We start from the raw sequence: 14,709 nt of genomic DNA on the forward strand, positions 1-14,709 counted from the left end.
TGCACGGGCGTCGAGATGTTCCGCAAGCTGCTCGACCAGGGCCAGGCGGGCGACAACATCGGCGCGCTGCTGCGCGGCGTCGACCGTGAAGGTGTCGAGCGCGGCCAGGTTCTGGCCAAGCCCGGTTCGGTGAAGCCGCACAAGAAGTTCGTGGCCGAAGCCTACATCCTGACCAAGGACGAGGGCGGCCGTCACACGCCGTTCTTCACCAACTACCGTCCGCAGTTCTACTTCCGCACCACCGACGTGACCGGCATCGTGTCGCTGCCGGCCGGCACCGAGATGGTGATGCCTGGCGACAACATCACGGTCGACGTCGAGCTGATCGTGCCGATCGCCATGGAAGAGAAGCTGCGCTTCGCCATCCGTGAAGGCGGCCGCACCGTCGGTGCCGGCATCGTCGTCACCATCAAAGAGTAATTTGGACTTAAACCGATCTGTCGCGGGCGCGGGTGCCCGCGCCGCGCCAGAACAAGGAAGTGACGCATGAACGGACAGAATATCCGCATCCGCCTGAAGGCGTTTGATCACCGGGTGCTCGACGCCTCGACGCGCGAAATCGTGTCGACGGCCAAGCGCACCGGTGCCAACGTCCGCGGCCCCATTCCGCTGCCGACGCGGATCGAAAAGTTCACGGTCAACCGGTCGCCTCACGTCGACAAGAAGAGCCGCGAGCAGTTCGAGATGCGCACGCACAAGCGTCTGCTCGATATCGTCGATCCGACCCCGCAGACCGTCGATGCTTTGATGAAGCTCGATCTGGCCGCCGGTGTCGACGTCGAGATCAAGCTCTAAGGGAATGAGAGCGCGGTAAGGGGCGGTGCCCCTGGCCCGGAACTCTAAAGGAATTGAACCGATGCGTTCAGGTGTGATTGCAAAGAAGGTGGGAATGACCCGCATCTACAACGATGCCGGGGAACATGTTCCCGTCACCGTTCTCCAGATGGAGAACTGCCAGGTCGTGGCGCAGCGCACGCAGGAGAAGAATGGCTACACCGCCGTTCAGCTCGGCGTTGGCCTTGCCAAGGTGAAGAACACGTCGAAGGCGATGCGCGGCCATTTCGCGACCGCTTCCGTCGAGCCGAAGGCCAAACTTGCCGAGTTCCGCGTCTCCGCCGACAACATGATCGATGTCGGCGCCGAGATCACCGTCGAGCATTTCGTCGCCGGCCAGAAGGTCGACGTCACCGGCACGACGATCGGCAAGGGTTTCCAGGGCGTCATCAAGCGCCACCATATGGGTGGTGGCCGCGCGACCCACGGTAACTCGGTCTCGCACCGCACGCACGGCTCGACCGGCCAGCGCCAGGACCCCGGCAAGGTGTTCAAGGGCAAGAAGATGGCCGGCCACATGGGCGACACGCGCGTCACCACGCAGAACGTCGAGATCGTCTCGACCGATGCCGACCGCGGCCTGATCCTGATCCGCGGCGCGGTTCCCGGGTCGAAGGGTGCCTGGATCCTGGTTCGCGACGCCGCCAAGGTGGCGCTTCCGGCCAATGCGCCGAAGCCCGCCGCGATCCGCCCAGTTGCTGCCGGTATGGGCACGAAGAATGAGGCTCCGGCCACAGAGGGAGCGGAATAATGGATCTCAAGATCACAACGCTGGGCGGCAAGGACGCCGGCAAGGTGAAACTCTCCGAGGAGATTTTCGGCCTTGATCCGCGCGAGGACATTTTGCAGCGCGTCGTGCGCTGGCAGCTCGCCAAGAAGCAGCAGGGCACGCACAAGGCCAAGGGCCGCGCCGAGATCGCGCGCACCGGCGCCAAGATGTACAAACAGAAGGGTACGGGCCGCGCCCGTCACCATTCGGCACGCGCTCCGCAGTTCCGCGGCGGCGGCAAGGCTCACGGCCCGGTCGTTCGCAGCCACGAGCACGAGCTGCCGAAGAAGGTCCGCGCGCTCGGCCTCAAGCATGCTCTCTCGGCCAAGGCCAAGAGCGCGTCGATCATCGTCATCGACGAGCTGAAGCTGACCGAGGCGAAGACCAAGGCGCTGATCGCGAATTTCGCGACGCTGGGCCTGACGAACGCCCTGGTGATTGGTGGCGCCGAGCTCGACCGGAACTTCAAGCTGGCCGCGACCAACATCCCGAACATCGACGTGCTGCCCATCCAGGGCATCAACGTCTACGACATTCTGCGCCGCGGCACGCTGGTCCTTTCGAAGGCCGCCGTCGAGGCTCTCGAGGAGCGCTTTAAATGACCGACCTTCGTCACTACGACGTAATCGTCAGCCCGGCGATCACCGAAAAGTCGACCATGGCTTCCGAGCAGAACCAGGTCGTCTTCAACGTCGCCAAGAAGGCGTCGAAGCCGGAAATCAAGGCCGCCGTCGAAGCGCTGTTCGGCGTCAAGGTGATGGCCGTGAACACGCTTGTCCGCAAGGGCAAGATCAAGCGCTTCCGCGGCACGATCGGCCGCCAGAGCGACGTCAAGAAGGCGGTAGTGACGCTGGCCGACGGCCAGTCGATCGACGTCGCGACGGGTCTCTGAGCAAGGCCGCGAGGACAGGACAATGGCACTTAAAAAATTCAACCCGATAACGCCGAGCACCCGTCAGCTGGTCATCGTCGACCGCTCGGGCCTCTACAAGGGCAAGCCCGTCAAGGGTCTGACCGAGGGCCTGACCAAGTCGGGCGGCCGTAACAATTACGGCCGCATCACTGCACGCTTCATCGGCGGCGGTCACAAGCGTTCGTACCGCATCATCGATTTCAAGCGCCGCAAGTTCGACGTCGTCGGCACGGTCGAGCGCATTGAATACGATCCGAACCGCACCGCCTTCATCGCGCTGATCAAGTATGACGATGGCGAGCTGTCCTACATCATCGCTCCGCAGCGCCTTGCCGCCGGCGACAAGATCGTGGCTGGCGAAGCGGTCGACGTGAAGCCGGGCAATGCGATGCCGCTGGCCTCGATGCCGGTCGGCACGATCGTCCACAACATCGAGCTGAAGCCGGGCAAGGGCGCCCAGGTCGCCCGTTCGGCTGGCGGTTACGCCCAGCTCGTCGGCCGCGACCAGGGCATGGCGATCCTGCGCCTCAACTCGGGCGAGCAGCGTGTCGTTCACGGCTCCTGCATGGCTACCGTCGGTGCCGTGTCCAACCCGGACCACGGCAACATCAACGACGGCAAGGCCGGCCGCACGGTTTGGCGTGGCAAGCGCCCGCACAATCGCGGCGTGACCATGAACCCGGTCGACCACCCGCATGGCGGTGGTGAAGGCCGCACCTCCGGTGGCCGCCATCCGGTCTCGCCGTGGGGCAAGCCGACCAAGGGCAAGAAGACGCGGTCCAACAAGGCGACCGACAAGTTCATCCTGCGCTCGCGCCATCAGCGCAAGAGCTAAGAAGAGGTAACGCCAAGTGACTCGTTCTATTTGGAAAGGCCCCTTCATCGACGGCTACCTTCTCAAGAAGGTGGACAAGGTTCGTGAAGGTGGTCGCAATGAGGTGATCAAGATGTGGAGCCGTCGCTCCACCATCCTGCCGCAGTTCGTCGGCTTCACCTTCGGTGTCTACAACGGCCAGAAGCATGTTCCCGTCTCGGTGAACGAGGACATGGTCGGTCACAAGTTCGGTGAATTCGCTCCGACGCGGACCTACTACGGTCACGGCGCGGATAAGAAGGCGAAGAGGAAATAATCATGGGCAAGGCCAAAGCTCCGCGCAGGCTTGCTGACAACGAAGCGCGCGCCGTACTGCGCACGATCCGTATCAGCCCGCAGAAGCTGAACCTGGTTGCCGCGCTGATCCGCGGCAAGAAGGTCGCGACAGCGCTTTCCGACCTGGAATTCTCGGCCAAGCGGATTTCCGGCACGGTCAAGAAGACGCTGGAATCGGCAATCGCCAACGCGGAAAACAACCACGACCTCGACGTCGATGCGCTGATCGTGGCGGAAGCCTATGTCGGCAAGTCGATCGTCATGAAGCGGTTTCATGCCCGGGGCCGTGGTCGCGCCAGCCGTATCGAGAAGCCGTTCTCGCACCTCACGATCGTCGTTCGTGAAGTCGAAGAAAAAGGGGAGGCCGCATAATGGGCCAGAAAGTCAATCCGATCGGTCTTCGCCTCGGCATCAACCGCACCTGGGATTCGCGCTGGTTCGCGAACACCGGCGAGTACGGGAAGCTGCTGCATGAGGACATCAAGATCCGCAAGTACCTCGAAAAGGAGCTCAAGCAGGCTGCCATCTCGAAGGTCGTGATCGAGCGTCCGCACAAGAAGTGCCGCGTCACAATCCATGCCGCGCGTCCGGGTCTGATCATCGGCAAGAAGGGCGCCGACATCGAGAAGCTTCGCAAGAAGCTGATGGAGATGACCAAGTCCGAGACGCACCTCAACATCGTCGAAGTGCGCAAGCCGGAAATCGACGCGACCCTGGTCGCCCAGTCGATCGCCCAGCAGCTCGAGCGCCGCATCGCGTTCCGCCGCGCCATGAAGCGTGCCGTGCAGTCGGCGATGCGCCTCGGTGCCGAAGGCATCCGCATCAACTGCTCGGGCCGTCTCGGCGGCGCCGAAATCGCGCGCATGGAATGGTACCGCGAAGGCCGCGTGCCGCTGCACACGCTGCGCGCCGATGTCGACTACGGCACGGCCGAGGCGAATACGGCGTACGGCATCTGCGGCGTCAAGGTGTGGGTGTTCAAGGGCGAGATCCTCGAGCACGACCCGATGGCTTCGGAGCGCCGCGCGACCGAGGGCGATCATGCGCATGGCGGTGGTGGTGGTGATCGCGAACGCGGTCGTCGTCGCGAAAACGCCTGAGACATTTAGGAATTTGGAGTTAGAACGATGCTGCAGCCAAAGCGCACAAAGTTCCGCAAGCAGTTCAAGGGCCGCATCCACGGTACCGCCAAGGGCGGCACCAACCTGGATTTCGGTGGTTTCGGGCTGAAGGCACTTGAGCCGAACCGCGTCACCGCGCGCGAGATCGAAGCGGCCCGCCGCGCGATCACCCGCGAGATGAAGCGCGCCGGCCGTGTCTGGATCCGTATTTTCCCGGATCTGCCGGTCACCTCGAAGCCGACCGAAGTCCGCATGGGCAAGGGCAAGGGCGCGGTCGACTACTGGGCGGCGCGCGTCAAGCCCGGCCGGATCATGTTCGAGATCGACGGCGTCAACGAAGAAACCGCCCGTGAGGCACTGCGTCTCGGCGCGGCCAAGCTCTCGGTCAGGACGCGCTTCGTACAGCGCATCGCAGAATAAGGACGGGCTGATCATGAAAGCCGAAGACATCCGGACCAAGACCCAGGACCAGCTGACCGACGACCTGGCCAGCCTGAAGAAGGAGCAGTTCAACCTGCGCTTCCAGAAGGCGACCGGCCAGCTCGAAAAGACCGCGCGCGTGAGGCAGGTCCGCAAGGACATTGCGCGTATCAAGACCATCGCTGCGGAAAAGTCCGCGGCTAAGAAGGCTTAAGGACGAAAACCATGCCAAAGCGCATTCTGCAGGGCACCGTCGTCAGCGACAAGAACGAGAAGACGGTTGTCGTCAAGGTCGAACGGCGCTTCACGCATCCCGTGATGAAGAAGACCGTGCGCATGACCAAGAAGTACAAGGCGCACGACGAGAACAACGCCCACAAGGTTGGCGATCAGGTGTTCATCCAGGAATCGAAGCCGATTTCCAAGGACAAGCGCTGGATTGTCGTGTCTTCGGACCAAGCCTGATCTCTGGGCGTAAACAAACGAATTTTGGACAGACCGGGGAGGGGTGAAGAACCCGTCCCGTTAGAAAAGAAGAAGGCGGCCAGTCATGATTCAGATGCAAACAAACCTCGACGTCGCGGATAATTCCGGCGCCCGTCGTGTCATGTGCATCAAGGTGCTGGGCGGCTCGAAGCGGAAATACGCTTCCGTAGGCGACATCATCGTGGTGTCGATCAAGGAAGCCATCCCGCGCGGCCGCGTGAAGAAGGGCGATGTGATGAAGGCGGTCGTGGTTCGCACGGCCAAGGACATCCGCCGCCCGGACGGCAGCGTGATCCGTTTCGACAAGAACGCGGCCGTTCTCGTCGACAACAAGAAAGAGCCGATCGGCACGCGTATCTTCGGACCGGTTCCGCGCGAACTCCGCGCCAAGAACCACATGAAGATCATCTCGCTCGCGCCTGAAGTGCTGTAAGGAGCCGGACCAATGCAGAAGATTAGAAAAGGCGACAAGGTCGTCGTGCTGGCTGGCAAGGACAAGGGCCGTTCGGGCGAAGTCCTGTCGGTTCAGCCGAAGGACGACACCGCGCTGGTGCGCGGCGTCAACATGATCCGTCGTCACCAGAAGCAGTCCCAGTCCCAAGAGGGCGGGATCATCACCAAGGAAGCGCCGATCCAGCTGTCGAACATCGCGCTGGCCGACCCCAAGGATGGCAAGCCGACCCGCGTCGGCTTCATCTTCCAGAAGGACGGCAAGAAGGTGCGCGTCGCCAAGCGCTCGGGAGAAGTCATCAATGGCTAAGGCTCAAACCAAGCAGGCGACTGCCCAGAACACGCCGCGCCTCAAGCAGGTCTACAACGATACCATCCGCAAGGCCTTGCAGGAGCAGTTCGGCTACGACAACGAGATGCAGGTTCCGCGCATCGACAAGATCGTGCTGAACATGGGCGTTGGCGAAGCGACCGGCGATTCGAAGAAGCCTTCGATCGCGGCCGAGGATCTGGCGATGATCGCCGGCCAGAAGGCCGTCGTCACCCGCGCCCGCAATTCGATCGCGGGCTTCAAGGTCCGCGAGAAGATGCCGATCGGCGCCAAGGTCACGCTGCGCAAGGAGCGCATGTACGAGTTCCTCGACCGCCTCGTGAACATCGCGCTGCCGCGTGTCCGCGACTTCCGCGGACTGAATCCGAAGAGCTTCGATGGTCGTGGCAACTACGCCATGGGCATCAAGGAACACATCGTGTTCCCGGAGATCAACTACGACAAGGTTGATCAGATCTGGGGCATGGACGTCATCGTTTGTACGACTGCGAAGACGGACGACGAAGCCAGGGCACTGCTCAAGGCCTTCAACTTCCCCTTCCGCCAGTAACGGCAGCGAGAAAAGGAAAAATCTGAAATGGCAAAGACCAGCTCAGTCGAGAAGAACAACAGGCGCCGCAAGCTTGCCGACCAGTACGGTCCCAAGCGCGCTGCCCTGAAGGCGATCATCATGGACCAGTCCAAGCCGATGGAAGAGCGCTTCCGCGCTCAGCTCAAGCTTGCCGCCATGCCGCGCAACTCGGCCAAGATCCGCATCCGCAACCGCTGCGAAGTCACCGGCCGCCCGCGTGCCTATTATCGCAAGCTCAAAGTATCGCGCATCGCGCTTCGTGATCTCGGCAATAACGGCCAGATCCCGGGCCTGGTCAAGTCGAGCTGGTAAGGAGGACATAACATGTCATTGAGCGATCCTCTCGGCGATATGCTGACCCGCATCCGCAACGCCTATGGCCGCAAGAAGTCGAGCGTGTCGACGCCGGCCTCGCGTCTGCGCACCCGCGTCCTCGAAGTGCTGAAGGCTGAAGGCTATATCCGCGACTACAGCCAGACCGACTTCGACAACGGCAAGTCCGAAATCGAGATCGAGCTGAAGTATTTCGATGGAGCGCCGGTCGTGCGCGAAATCGCCCGCGTCTCGAAGCCGGGCCGCCGCGTTTACGTTTCGGCCAAGTCGATCCCGCATGTCGCCAACGGCCTCGGTATCGCCATCCTTTCGACGCCGAAGGGCGTGATGGCCGACCACGAAGCGCGCGAACAGAACGTCGGTGGCGAGATCCTCTGCCAGATCTTCTGATCCGGCAGCGTGATCCCGAAAAATGGAATCCGGTCTTCGGATCGTTCCGAAGACAGAGACCTGAAACAAGAGAAGTGACGAGGACAACAAAATGTCTCGTATTGGAAAGAAACCCGTTTCGCTGCCGCAGGGCGTGACCGCGACCGTCAACGGCCAGACCGTGACGGCGAAGGGCCCCAAGGGCGAGCTGAAGTTCGTGGTCAACGACGAAGTGCTGGTCAAGATGGAAGGCAGCGAGATAGCTGTCGAGCCGCGCGACCAGTCCAAGACCGCCCGCTCCAAGTGGGGCATGTCGCGCACGCAGATCGTCAACATCCTGCAGGGCGTCAAGGACGGCTTCGAGAAGAAGCTCGAGATCACCGGCGTCGGCTATCGCGCCGCCTTGCAGGGCAAGAACCTGCAGCTGGCGCTCGGCTTCAGCCACGACGTCGTCTACGAGACGCCGCAAGGCATCACCATCACCGTGCCGAAGCCGACCGAAATCACCGTGGCCGGCATCGACAAGCAGCAGGTCGGCCAGGTGGCTGCGGAAATCCGCGAATACCGTGGTCCCGAGCCCTACAAGGGCAAGGGCGTCCGCTACGCAGGCGAGAAGATCGTCCGCAAGGAAGGCAAGAAGAAGTAGTGGGTTTGGCCCCGGGAAGGTGCAGACTTTTCGGAAGGGGCCAAGCCAGGAAGTGTAACGCCGCGGGGAGCGGTCGCGGGAGGCGCTTTCGCCTACCGCACAGGGCGGCCCCCGTTTTCTGAAGGCAAGGAAGACCATCATGGGTACCAAGGAAGCCACTCAGCGTCGCGCGCAGCGCGTCCGCCGCCAGATCAAGAAGGTCGCCGGCGAGCGTCCGCGCCTGTCGGTTCACCGCACGTCGAAGAACATCTACGTCCAGGTCATCGACGACGCCAAGGGCCACACCATCGCTGCCGCCTCGACCCTCGAGAAGGACCTCAAGGGTTCGCTCAAGACCGGTGCAGATACCGCTGCCGCTGCCGCGATTGGCAAGCTGATCGCCGAGCGTGCCGCCAAGGCGGGAGTCAAGGAAGTCGTCTTCGACCGCGGCCCGTACATCTATCACGGCCGCGTCAAGGCGCTGGCCGAGGCGGCTCGTGAAGGCGGCTTGAGCTTCTAAGCCTGATCCGGACCGAAAGTCGGCAGAAAGTTGCAGACTTTTCGAAACGGATCATGCAAGGGAGTGATGATTTTCACCGTCGGCGACCCGCAATGAGGCGTCGGCATTCAGCAACCCGTGCTTCCGGAAAAGAACAAGGAACAGGATATGGCACAGGAACGTAGGGATGGCGGCCGCGGCCGCGATCGTGAAGAACGCGATGACGGCATGGTCGACAAGCTCGTCCACATCAACCGTGTCGCCAAGGTCGTCAAGGGCGGCCGCCGCTTCGGTTTTGCAGCACTCGTCGTCGTCGGCGACCAGAAGGGCCGCGTCGGCTTCGGTCACGGCAAGGCGCGCGAAGTGCCGGAAGCCATCCGCAAGGCAACCGAATCGGCCAAGCGCGACATGATCTTCGTCCCGCTGCGCTCGGGCCGCACGCTGCACCACGATGTCGAGGGACGCTGGGGCGCCGGCCGTGTTCTCCTGCGCGCCGCCAAGCAAGGTACCGGCATCATCGCCGGCGGCCCGATGCGTGCCGTCTTCGAGACGCTCGGCATGCATGACGTGGTCGCCAAGTCGATGGGTTCGTCGAACCCTTACAACATGGTTCGCGCCACTTTCGACGCGCTGAAGAGCCAGATGCATCCCAAGGATGTGGCTGCCGCGCGCGGCATCAAGTATTCGACCCTTCAGGCCCGCCGCGGCACCGCCGTCGCGGCTGAAGAATAGTCGATCTGACCAGGGATTTTGACCATGGCCAAGAAAGCAACCAAGACCATCACCGTTGAGCAGATCGGCTCGCCGATCCGTCGCCCGAAGGAACAGCGCGCGACGCTGGTCGGCCTCGGCCTCAACAAGATGCACAAGCAGCGCACGCTGGAAGATACGCCTTCCGTGCGCGGCATGATCGCTGCCGTCCAGCATCTCGTCCGCGTCGTGGACGAGGGCTGAGCACAGGCGCAGGAGAAGCAAGATGAAACTCAACGATCTGCGTGACAAGGACGGCGCGACGCATTCGAAGAAGCGTCTCGGCCGCGGCATCGGCTCCGGTTCCGGCAAGACTGCCGGTCGCGGCGTCAAGGGCCAGAAGGCGCGCTCCGGCGTCGCCGTCAACGGCTTCGAGGGTGGCCAGATGCCGCTCTATCGGCGCCTGCCGAAGCGTGGCTTCAACAACATCTTCGCCAAGAGCTTCACCGTCGTCTCGCTGGCCCGTATCCAGGCCGCTGTAGACGCCAAGAAGCTCGATGCGAAGGCGACCGTGACGGCCGAGGCGCTGGTAGCCGCCGGCGTCATCCGTCGCGTGAAGGACGGCGTGCGCGTGCTGTCGGACGGCGATCTCAAGGCGAAGCTCGCCTTTGACGTCGCCGGGGCCTCCAAGGCCGCGATCGAGAAGATCGAAAAGGCCGGCGGTTCGGTCAAGCTGCCGCAAGAGGCGGCCGCCGAGTAACAGCAATTTGAAGCGCGCTCGGCAAGGCCGGATCCGGTTTTGCTTTCGATCGCGCTTCGACCTGTTCAATATGGCGGCCGCGTCAACGCGGCCGCTTGCATGTTTACAGTCCGGAGCTTATCTCGTGAGCTTCGGTGACACGCGCCGCCTGACCTTAGGGCCATCAAGCGTGACCAAGCGGAGAATCGGGCATGGCTTCGGCTGCTGAACAACTAGCCTCGAATCTGAATTTCTCAGCCTTCGCCAAAGCGGAGGACCTGAAGAAACGAATCTGGTTCACCGTCGGCGCGCTGCTCGTCTACCGCCTCGGCACCTACATCCCGCTTCCCGGCATCAATCCCGATGCCTTCGCGCAGGCCTTCTCTTCGCAGAGCAAGGGCGTGCTGGGCATGTTCAACATGTTCGCCGGCGGCGCCGTGCAACGCATGGCGATCTTCGCGCTCGGCATCATGCCTTACATTTCCGCTTCCATCATCATGCAGCTGATGACCTCGGTCATCCCGTCGCTGGAAGCGCTGAAGAAGGAAGGCGAGCAGGGCCGCAAGGTCATCAACCAGTACACGCGCTACGGCACGGTGCTCCTGGCGCTGGTGCAGGCCTATGGTATTTCGGTCGGGCTTGAAGGCGGCAACGGCATCGTCAGCGATCCCGGCATGTTCTTCCGCATCTCGACCGTCGTCACGCTGGTCGGCGGCACCATGTTCCTGATGTGGCTCGGCGAGCAGATCACCGCGCGCGGCATCGGCAACGGCATTTCGCTGATCATCTTCTCCGGCATCGTCGCCGGCCTGCCGCATGCCATTTCCGGCACGCTGGAACTCGGCCGCACCGGAGCGCTGTCGACCGGCCTGATCCTGGCGATCATCGTGCTGGCCATCGTCGTCATCGCGCTCATCGTCTTCTTCGAGCGCGCCCAGCGGCGTCTGCTGATCCAGTATCCGAAGCGCCAGGTCGGCAACCGCATGTTCCAGGGCGACACTTCTCACCTGCCGCTCAAGCTCAACACGTCGGGCGTCATCCCGCCGATCTTCGCCTCGTCGCTGCTGTTGCTGCCGGCCACCGTCGCCGGCTTCTCGCAGACGACGAACATGCCGGCCTGGGCCAGCACCATCCTGGCCTCGCTCGGCCATGGCCAGCCGCTCTATATGTTGTTCTACGCGGCGATGATCGTGTTCTTCGCCTTCTTCTACACCGCGATCGTCTTTAACCCGAAGGACACCGCCGACCAGCTCAAGAAGCACTCCGGCTTCATCCCCGGCTACCGTCCGGGCGAGCGCACCGCCGACTATATCGACTACGTTCTTACCCGCATCACTGTCGTCGGTGCCATCTATCTGGTGCTGGTCTGTCTGCTGCCGGAGTTCCTGATCTCGGCGACTGGCGTACCATTCTACCTTGGTGGCACATCGCTTCTGATCGTGGTCAGTGTCACGCTCGACACGGTTGCGCAGATTCAGGGCCACCTGATCGCGCACCAATATGAAGGCCTGATCAAGAAGTCGAAGCTGCGCGGGGGGAAGAAAGCCAGATGAGGTTGATTTTGCTTGGGCCGCCAGGAGCGGGCAAGGGGACACAAGCACAAAGACTGGTAGAGAGACACGGCATCCCCCAGCTTTCCACGGGCGACATGCTGCGCGCCGCGGTCCAGGCCGGTACCGAAGTCGGCAAGCGCGCCAAGGCGGTCATGGATGCCGGCGAGTTGGTCTCGGATGCCATCGTCAACGCCATCGTGGCCGAGCGCATTGACCAGCCCGATTGCGCCAATGGTTTCATCCTGGACGGCTACCCGCGTACGCTGGTGCAGGCTGATGCGGTTGAATCGATGCTTGACGAACGTGGCATCGCGCTCGACACCGTCATCGAGCTTGTCGTCGATGACAAGGCGCTGGTCGGCCGCATCGTCAAGCGCGCCGATGAGGCCAAGGCAGCCGGTCAGCCGGTGCGCAAGGACGACAATCCGGCGGTGTTCGAGGAGCGCCTGCGGGAATATTACAAGAAGACCGCTCCGCTGATCGGCTATTATTATGCCAAGCGCCGGCTGAAGAGCGTGGACGGCATGGCTGGTATCGATGCCGTGACGTCGGAGATCGAAGCCGTGCTCGCGGCGACGGTGAAAGAGGCCGCCTCGGCCAAATAGCGATTGTGCTTGACTGAAGCGGTCCGCTGGGGTATGGCGGCCCGTCTTCCTGTCAGGCATGGAGTTTGCTTGCCCGCAAGGGCGGGGCAGCCGTTTTTGACCAGGAAACTCCCGCAAGGGCCGGCCTCCACCGGACGCGGGGCAACGCAGACAGCGCCGGGCCTACCTTGTTTTGAAGGTGGCCGGCCCATATGGAGATGAGAAGAACATGGCTCGTATAGCCGGCGTCAACATTCCGACCAACAAGCGCGTTGTCATCGCGCTTCAGTACATTCACGGCATCGGCAAGAAGTTCGCCCAGGAAATCGTCGACAAGGTCGGCATCCCGGCCGAGCGCCGCGTCAACCAGCTGACCGACGCGGAAGTGCTGCAGATCCGCGAGACGATCGACCGCGACTATCAGGTCGAGGGCGACCTGCGCCGCGAAGTGTCGATGAACATCAAGCGGCTCATGGACCTCGGCTGCTACCGCGGCCTGCGTCACCGTCGCTCGCTGCCGGTTCGCGGCCAGCGGACGCACACCAATGCACGCACCCGCAAGGGCCCGGCCAAGTCGATCGCCGGCAAGAAGAAGTAATTTAGGGCAGTAAGGGAGTAGGGGAGTAAGGCAGTAGGGAATGCCCGGCAATCGGGTCGCACTTTCCCTACTCCCTTACTGCCCTATTCCCCACTCCCTTACCAAGGTGGAGCCGCTGGCATTACGGCGGTGTAGAGATCAACTGAAAGGAATACCATGGCCAAGGAAGCCGCTCGTGTTCGCCGTCGCGAACGCAAGAACATCTCGTCGGGCGTTGCCCACGTCAATTCGACCTTCAACAACACCATGATCACCATCACTGACGCACAGGGCAATTCGATCGCCTGGTCGTCGGCCGGCGCCCAGGGCTTCAAGGGTTCGCGCAAGTCGACCCCCTTCGCCGCCCAGATGGCTGCCGAGGATGTTGCCAAGAAGGCCCAGGAACACGGCATGCGCATGCTCGAGGTCGAGGTCTGCGGACCCGGCTCCGGCCGTGAATCGGCGCTGCGCGCCCTGCAGGCGGCTGGCTTCACCATCACCTCGATCCGTGATGTGACCCCGATCCCGCACAATGGCTGCCGTCCGCGCAAGAAGCGTCGCGTCTAAGGAATTACCGAACGCCGCGTGAACGCCAGAAGCGTTCCTCCGCGGTTTTCCAGGTCGCCCGCCACGATTGGATGGTGGCGGGTCAACGGAAGGAAAGCATCATGATCCAGAAAAATTGGCAGGAACTGATCAAGCCGAACAAGATCGAGTTCTCGTCGAAGAAGAAGACGCTGACCACGCTGGTGGCCGAGCCGCTCGAACGCGGCTTCGGCCTCACGCTCGGCAACGCGTTGCGTCGCGTGCTTCTGTCCTCGCTGCGCGGCGCGGCAGTCACCGCCGTACAGATCGACGGCGTCCTGCATGAATTCTCGTCCATCGCCGGCGTGCGCGAGGACGTGACCGACATCGTCCTCAACATCAAGGAAATCGCCATCCGCATGGAAGGCGACGGCCCCAAGCGCATGGTTGTGCGCAAGCAGGGCCCGGGTGCGGTTCTCGCCGGCGACATCCAGACGGTGGGCGACGTCGAGATCCTCAATCCGGATCACGTCATCTGCACGCTGGACGAGGGCGCTGAAATCCGTATGGAATTCACTGTCGATACCGGCAAGGGTTACGTGCCGGCCGACCGCAACCGCGCCGAGGATGCGCCGATCGGCCTGATCCCGGTCGACAGCCTCTATTCGCCGGTCAAGAAGGTCTCCTACAAGGTCGAGAACACCCGTGAGGGCCAGGTTCTCGACTACGACAAGCTGACCATGACCATCGAGACCGACGGTTCGATCTCGGGCGAGGACGCGGTGGCTTTCGCCGCCCGCATCCTGCAGGACCAGCTTGGCCTGTTCGTCAATTTCGACGAGCCGCAGAAGGAAGTCGCCACCGAAGCCGTCACCGAGCTTGCCTTCAACCCGGCGCTGCTCAAGAAGGTCGACGAACTCGAGCTTTCGGTGCGTTCGGCCAACTGCCTGAAGAACGACAACATCGTCTACATCGGCGATCTCATCCAGAAGACCGAAGCCGAGATGCTGCGTACCCCGAACTTCGGCCGCAAGTCGCTGAACGAGATCAAGGAAGTCCTGGCGGCGATGGGCCTGCACCTCGGTATGGAAGTGCCGGACTGGCCGCCGGAAAACATCGAAGACCTCGCCAAGCGTTACGAAGATCAATATTGAGGCTCCGAGGAGCTTC

General features: G+C 62.5%; 26 protein-coding genes and 1 pseudogene. All 27 read left to right on the forward strand.

Translation table 11 applies throughout. From position 1 onward, the window contains the following. A pseudogene (gene tuf, locus FJ949_RS28960) lies at positions 1-420 on the forward strand (elongation factor Tu); the annotation flags it as partial. Between the two features lie 66 nt (positions 421-486). Beyond that, positions 487-795, forward strand: a complete 309-nt coding sequence (rpsJ, locus tag FJ949_RS28965; protein WP_006205468.1) for a 30S ribosomal protein S10 — start codon at positions 487-489, stop codon at positions 793-795. A 61-nt stretch (positions 796-856) separates the two neighbouring features. After that, entirely contained in the window at positions 857-1,585 is a 729-nt protein-coding gene (gene rplC, locus FJ949_RS28970) for a 50S ribosomal protein L3 (RefSeq protein WP_140501257.1), read from the forward strand. After that, positions 1,585-2,205 carry a 50S ribosomal protein L4 gene (gene rplD / locus FJ949_RS28975; RefSeq protein ID WP_140501259.1) on the forward strand — a complete coding sequence of 207 codons (621 nt, stop codon included), beginning with the start codon at positions 1,585-1,587 and terminating at the stop codon, positions 2,203-2,205. The genes rplC and rplD overlap by 1 nt, the downstream gene beginning before the upstream one ends. Next, the gene (locus tag FJ949_RS28980; protein WP_006205465.1) at positions 2,202-2,495 is read left to right on the forward strand and encodes a 50S ribosomal protein L23; all 294 of its coding nucleotides are present in this window, start codon (positions 2,202-2,204) and stop codon (positions 2,493-2,495) included. Before rplD ends, FJ949_RS28980 begins: the two co-directional genes overlap by 4 nt. A 22-nt stretch (positions 2,496-2,517) precedes the next feature. Next, positions 2,518-3,351 carry a 50S ribosomal protein L2 gene (gene rplB / locus FJ949_RS28985; RefSeq protein WP_140501261.1) on the forward strand — a complete coding sequence of 278 codons (834 nt, stop codon included), beginning with the start codon at positions 2,518-2,520 and terminating at the stop codon, positions 3,349-3,351. A 16-nt stretch (positions 3,352-3,367) separates the two neighbouring features. Continuing rightward, positions 3,368-3,646: a 30S ribosomal protein S19 gene (gene rpsS, locus FJ949_RS28990; RefSeq protein WP_006205463.1), complete on the forward strand. Its 279-nt coding sequence runs from the start codon at positions 3,368-3,370 to the stop codon at positions 3,644-3,646. Positions 3,647-3,648: 2 nt separating this feature from the next. Next, entirely contained in the window at positions 3,649-4,038 is a 390-nt protein-coding gene (gene rplV, locus FJ949_RS28995) for a 50S ribosomal protein L22 (RefSeq protein ID WP_006205462.1), read from the forward strand. Then, complete coding sequence (rpsC, locus tag FJ949_RS29000) at positions 4,038-4,766, forward strand: 30S ribosomal protein S3 (protein ID WP_140501263.1); 729 nt, start codon at positions 4,038-4,040, stop codon at positions 4,764-4,766. The genes rplV and rpsC overlap by 1 nt, the downstream gene beginning before the upstream one ends. Positions 4,767-4,793: 27 nt before the next feature. After that, positions 4,794-5,207: a 50S ribosomal protein L16 gene (rplP, locus tag FJ949_RS29005; protein ID WP_027026963.1), complete on the forward strand. Its 414-nt coding sequence runs from the start codon at positions 4,794-4,796 to the stop codon at positions 5,205-5,207. Between the two features lie 13 nt (positions 5,208-5,220). After that, a complete protein-coding gene (rpmC, locus tag FJ949_RS29010) occupies positions 5,221-5,421 on the forward strand; it encodes a 50S ribosomal protein L29 (RefSeq protein WP_006205459.1) in 201 nt (66 codons plus the stop codon). A gap of 11 nt (positions 5,422-5,432) precedes the next feature. Then, the gene (gene rpsQ, locus FJ949_RS29015) at positions 5,433-5,672 is read left to right on the forward strand and encodes a 30S ribosomal protein S17 (RefSeq protein ID WP_010909280.1); all 240 of its coding nucleotides are present in this window, start codon (positions 5,433-5,435) and stop codon (positions 5,670-5,672) included. Positions 5,673-5,757: 85 nt separating this feature from the next. After that, positions 5,758-6,126, forward strand: a complete 369-nt coding sequence (gene rplN / locus FJ949_RS29020; RefSeq protein ID WP_006205457.1) for a 50S ribosomal protein L14 — start codon at positions 5,758-5,760, stop codon at positions 6,124-6,126. 12 nt (positions 6,127-6,138) lie between these two features. Beyond that, positions 6,139-6,453, forward strand: a complete 315-nt coding sequence (gene rplX / locus FJ949_RS29025) for a 50S ribosomal protein L24 (protein WP_006205456.1) — start codon at positions 6,139-6,141, stop codon at positions 6,451-6,453. After that, the gene (gene rplE / locus FJ949_RS29030; protein WP_140501265.1) at positions 6,446-7,024 is read left to right on the forward strand and encodes a 50S ribosomal protein L5; all 579 of its coding nucleotides are present in this window, start codon (positions 6,446-6,448) and stop codon (positions 7,022-7,024) included. The genes rplX and rplE overlap by 8 nt, the downstream gene beginning before the upstream one ends. A gap of 27 nt (positions 7,025-7,051) precedes the next feature. After that, positions 7,052-7,357, forward strand: a complete 306-nt coding sequence (gene rpsN / locus FJ949_RS29035; protein WP_013895695.1) for a 30S ribosomal protein S14 — start codon at positions 7,052-7,054, stop codon at positions 7,355-7,357. A gap of 12 nt (positions 7,358-7,369) precedes the next feature. After that, on the forward strand, positions 7,370-7,768 hold the full coding sequence (gene rpsH / locus FJ949_RS29040; protein WP_140501267.1) for a 30S ribosomal protein S8: 399 nt from the start codon (positions 7,370-7,372) through the stop codon (positions 7,766-7,768). A 91-nt stretch (positions 7,769-7,859) separates the two neighbouring features. After that, positions 7,860-8,393: a 50S ribosomal protein L6 gene (gene rplF, locus FJ949_RS29045; protein ID WP_140501269.1), complete on the forward strand. Its 534-nt coding sequence runs from the start codon at positions 7,860-7,862 to the stop codon at positions 8,391-8,393. Between the two features lie 139 nt (positions 8,394-8,532). Next, complete coding sequence (gene rplR, locus FJ949_RS29050; RefSeq protein WP_140501271.1) at positions 8,533-8,892, forward strand: 50S ribosomal protein L18; 360 nt, start codon at positions 8,533-8,535, stop codon at positions 8,890-8,892. Between the two features lie 147 nt (positions 8,893-9,039). Then, positions 9,040-9,603 (forward strand): 30S ribosomal protein S5, encoded by a 564-nt coding sequence (gene rpsE, locus FJ949_RS29055; protein ID WP_006333394.1) that lies wholly within the window; start codon positions 9,040-9,042, stop codon positions 9,601-9,603. A 24-nt stretch (positions 9,604-9,627) separates the two neighbouring features. Then, positions 9,628-9,825, forward strand: a complete 198-nt coding sequence (rpmD, locus tag FJ949_RS29060; RefSeq protein WP_006205449.1) for a 50S ribosomal protein L30 — start codon at positions 9,628-9,630, stop codon at positions 9,823-9,825. Positions 9,826-9,847: 22 nt separating this feature from the next. Then, a complete protein-coding gene (gene rplO, locus FJ949_RS29065) occupies positions 9,848-10,321 on the forward strand; it encodes a 50S ribosomal protein L15 (RefSeq protein ID WP_140501273.1) in 474 nt (157 codons plus the stop codon). A 191-nt stretch (positions 10,322-10,512) separates the two neighbouring features. Beyond that, on the forward strand, positions 10,513-11,853 hold the full coding sequence (gene secY / locus FJ949_RS29070; protein WP_140501275.1) for a preprotein translocase subunit SecY: 1,341 nt from the start codon (positions 10,513-10,515) through the stop codon (positions 11,851-11,853). Continuing rightward, on the forward strand, positions 11,850-12,458 hold the full coding sequence (locus tag FJ949_RS29075) for an adenylate kinase (protein ID WP_140501277.1): 609 nt from the start codon (positions 11,850-11,852) through the stop codon (positions 12,456-12,458). The genes secY and FJ949_RS29075 overlap by 4 nt, the downstream gene beginning before the upstream one ends. Positions 12,459-12,666: 208 nt before the next feature. Continuing rightward, positions 12,667-13,035: a 30S ribosomal protein S13 gene (gene rpsM, locus FJ949_RS29080; RefSeq protein ID WP_006205445.1), complete on the forward strand. Its 369-nt coding sequence runs from the start codon at positions 12,667-12,669 to the stop codon at positions 13,033-13,035. Between the two features lie 156 nt (positions 13,036-13,191). After that, complete coding sequence (gene rpsK / locus FJ949_RS29085; RefSeq protein WP_006205444.1) at positions 13,192-13,581, forward strand: 30S ribosomal protein S11; 390 nt, start codon at positions 13,192-13,194, stop codon at positions 13,579-13,581. Positions 13,582-13,682: 101 nt separating this feature from the next. Further along, entirely contained in the window at positions 13,683-14,693 is a 1,011-nt protein-coding gene (locus tag FJ949_RS29090) for a DNA-directed RNA polymerase subunit alpha (RefSeq protein WP_023682599.1), read from the forward strand. Positions 14,694-14,709: the final 16 nt, after the last annotated feature.

Origin of the sequence: Mesorhizobium sp. B2-4-1, from assembly GCF_006442185.1 — a bacterium.
Lineage (GTDB): Bacteria > Pseudomonadota > Alphaproteobacteria > Rhizobiales > Rhizobiaceae > Mesorhizobium.